The 2,918-nt window shown below is 61.1% G+C and carries 6 protein-coding genes and 1 pseudogene; 2 read left to right on the top strand and 5 right to left on the bottom strand.

The genetic code is table 11. From position 1 onward, the window contains the following. On the top strand, nt 1-450 hold a 450-nt coding region (locus EN879_RS30585; RefSeq protein WP_164774682.1), incomplete at its 5' end, for a zinc-binding dehydrogenase. Between the two features lie 33 nt (nt 451-483). Here EN879_RS30585 and EN879_RS40265 read toward each other — a convergent pair. Further along, nucleotides 484-714 carry a hypothetical protein gene (locus EN879_RS40265; RefSeq protein WP_244514335.1) on the bottom strand — a complete coding sequence of 77 codons (231 nt, stop codon included), beginning with the start codon at nt 712-714 and terminating at the stop codon, nt 484-486. After that, nucleotides 708-1,169, bottom strand: coding sequence for a hypothetical protein (locus EN879_RS30580; RefSeq protein ID WP_244514337.1), 462 nt, complete (start codon nt 1,167-1,169; stop codon nt 708-710). Before EN879_RS30580 ends, EN879_RS40265 begins: the two co-directional genes overlap by 7 nt. A gap of 217 nt (nt 1,170-1,386) precedes the next feature. Here EN879_RS30580 and EN879_RS30575 point away from each other — a divergent pair, with 217 nt between their 5' ends. Further along, nucleotides 1,387-1,827 (top strand): DUF2267 domain-containing protein, encoded by a 441-nt coding sequence (locus tag EN879_RS30575; protein WP_013530134.1) that lies wholly within the window; start codon nt 1,387-1,389, stop codon nt 1,825-1,827. Between the two features lie 62 nt (nt 1,828-1,889). On the opposite strand, the gene EN879_RS30570 is transcribed toward EN879_RS30575, so the two are convergent. From EN879_RS30570 to EN879_RS30560, 3 genes and pseudogenes are all read right to left on the bottom strand, one after another. Beyond that, nucleotides 1,890-2,105: a hypothetical protein gene (locus EN879_RS30570; RefSeq protein ID WP_063168782.1), complete on the bottom strand. Its 216-nt coding sequence runs from the start codon at nt 2,103-2,105 to the stop codon at nt 1,890-1,892. A gap of 57 nt (nt 2,106-2,162) precedes the next feature. Continuing rightward, complete coding sequence (locus EN879_RS30565; RefSeq protein WP_013530132.1) at nt 2,163-2,408, bottom strand: hypothetical protein; 246 nt, start codon at nt 2,406-2,408, stop codon at nt 2,163-2,165. A 180-nt stretch (nt 2,409-2,588) separates the two neighbouring features. After that, nucleotides 2,589-2,918, bottom strand: a pseudogene (locus EN879_RS30560) (alpha/beta hydrolase); the annotation flags it as partial.

The following is a 2,918-nucleotide window of genomic DNA, read 5'->3' as shown; positions in this document are numbered from 1 at the left end:
ATCCAGCTGGCCAAGGCCGCGGGCGCGTTCGTCGCGACAACCGTTTCCGCCGAGGACGTCGTTTTCGTGCGTGAGCTTGGCGCCGATCAGACGGTCGACTACAAGAATCAGCGTTTCGAAGAGGTCGTCGATGCGGTCGACCTGGTGTTCGATCTTGTCGCGGGCGACACGCAGGAGCGCTCCTGGGAGGTGCTCAAGCCTGGCGGGACGCTCGTTTCCACGCTTTCCCAACCGTCGCAGGAAAAGGCAAACTTGCGTCGGGCGCGTGGCGTCTCCTACCTGGCCGAGCCGAATGCGGCGCATCTTGCCGAGATCGGCCGCCTCATCGAGGCCGGCAAGGTCACCCCCTTCGTGCAAGCCACCTACCCGCTTGGAGAGGTCGCCAAAGCGGAAGAACGGCTGGAAAATGAGCATGTGCGTGGCAAGATCGTGCTTGAGGTTTCCGCCTAGCGCGAGTTGATGCTCCTGCCCCTCTCGAACGGGTTATCCGATCCGCGCCTCGCCGTCGCTGTCCGGCACGTTTGGAAACAGCACCTTCAGCTTGTGTTCCGCGCTTGCCCAACTGCGCCTGTGATGTTGCCACAGGCACCAGTTGCTCACCGCAAAAGCTAGAATGCCGACAGTCACGGCGAGACTGACCATCGAGCCAACGACAACCTTGAGCATCACGCCGGCAAAGACACCGGCGATGGCACCGTTGACGACATTCACCATCCCTGCGGTTCCGGCGAACGCTTGCCAGGGCCTTGGCTTGAGGCCGACATCGGCCAGCAGAGCCGTTTGGGGGTGGAGTGAACCAGATAGCGCGCCATCGAAGGGGTGAGCTCGGTGTAGCAGTGCCTGATGCGTGCCATGCCGCGGGCGTGGACCATGTCTTCGATGGCCACCTGCACAGCCCTGACGAATGTCACCAGCCCAATGAAGTAGAGGCACGGCAACAGGATCAGGCTGAACAGCATGAAAGGAAGCCCCATCCTCGTCACCTGGGCCACGAAAGCAAGGGCGATCGTGGCGCTGGATACCGAAGTCAGGAACAAATTTGCGCGCTGATTCGCCTCCTGAATAGTCGCCGCCCTGGCGGTCCCCAGCACCAAATGCTCCGTCGTCATCATCTGCAGGAGTTGCTGTCGGTTCTCGCCTTCAGTGGTTTTTGTCTTCCTTGCAGGCATCGCAAAAAACCCGTTGCAGGACGCGCAACCAGCTCCTCAAAGCCGCCCACCCAGGAACGAACTGCTTCGGAAGGGGTTCCGGCGCAACCAAGACCGCTACCGTGGATCCCGGGGCAGAGCCGGATCACAGGCCGAGCCAATTTTGTCGACAGATAGCGAAACGATTGTCCCTGAGCATCGTTTCGAAACCAGACATGAATTTGATGAGGAGGGGATGATGAGCGCTACCGGTTTGGATGTCTTTGACAGGACGCTGCAGACAACCAACATCTGGCTCGACGAGATCATGGACGATCATGGTCCGGATCGGCGAATTGCATGGCACATATTGGGCGCGGTCCTGCGGACCGTAAGGGACAGGCTGCAGATCGGGCTTGCGGCCAAACTTGGGGCGGAACTGCCGCTCCTGGTGCGCGGCGCCTATTACGACCACTACCGGCCCGCAGCCGAGCCGGACAAAACGCGCTCCCTGGAAAACTTCTCGCAGCACATCGGCGAGGAATTGAAATCGATCCGCCCCGTCGATCCCGAGGATGCAGCACGCTCGGTGTTCCGAGTTCTTGCACGGCATATTGATCTTGGCCAATCGGCTAAGGTGCGCGATGCGCTGCCGAAGGAAATCCAGGCGCTCTGGCCCGAAAGCCTCGGTGTCAAATAGAGATGGCACGAATCTGGCGGCTCCCCGGACAGCCAGGCCGAGGCTGGCGCCCCTGTCGGGCGTCAGTCCCGCAAACGGTTGGCGGCATGATCCTGATGCTGCTCGGTCGCGACCTGCCTGGAGTCCAAACCGCGTTCTTTGGAATGCTGTGCCTTGTCGCGATTGGACAGAACCTTGTTTTCTTCGAGCTTGTCTTTTGGCGTCACGGTCATGGCGCCTGTGCCGGAACCCTTTCCTTGTGAACCTGCTCCGATGTGCTTCTTGCTGCCGTGTGCCATGGGCTGCCTCCAATCTATGACGAATGTTCCAGGAGCGTTGCTGGTCCGTGACGCGCTTTAGTCGTCGGCACGGTTCTTGTGATGGGCGCTTTCCTGATTCTTGCCGCGAAGCATGTTGCGGTCGTCTGGATCGACGAGGTCCGGTGTATCGGTCCTCATGTCCGCTCCCTTGCGCAGTGCTTCGCGTTCCGCCGCTGATCGTTTCAGATCCGCCTCGGCATCAAAATCCTTGCCGGCGTTCTTTGTGTTTTCCCGCTCTTCAATGATGCGAATTTGTTGATCGTGGGTTTTGCGTCCAGTCATCGCTTTCCTCCGGCGTGTTCGTGTCGGCGCCCGAAAGTGGTGCGTCGCCGGCCGTCTCTAAGGTCGGTTACGGCGTTTGCCTGTCCGAGCCTGCCTTCGTGCTGATAATGGCAAGGTGACGGGATCGTTCCGAAAGGCGTTGAAAAGCTTCTCGCCAGATGGCTCCGCTCGGCCCGGCGCTCACATTGACGCAGGCTCCGGCTGGCGCCCGCCCTTGTGAACCGCAGCGTCCTTTGAACGCTCGGCAACCGCCGGGCTGGTGCCGGATGCCTTTGCCGTCGCGGCACTCGGCTCCGCGCAGAAATCGATGACAGCCTGGATGAACTCCGCCGGATATTCGATGTTCGACAGATGGACCGCAGGCAGCACAACCAGCTTCGCGCCGGGTACCGTCGCGGCGATCAGCTCGCTGTGGCTGGCTGCCGTCACCGTGTCGTGCCGACCAGCGATCACCAGCGTCGGCCGGGGTATCAGTGCCACGGTGCGGCGAAGGTCCGCGTCGCGAACCGC

This window comes from Mesorhizobium sp. M7A.F.Ca.AU.002.02.1.1, from assembly GCF_003998535.1.
GTDB lineage: Bacteria > Pseudomonadota > Alphaproteobacteria > Rhizobiales > Rhizobiaceae > Mesorhizobium > Mesorhizobium ciceri.
The sequence above is the reverse complement of the archived record's forward strand: the minus strand, read 5'-3'. Positions and strand labels throughout refer to the sequence as shown.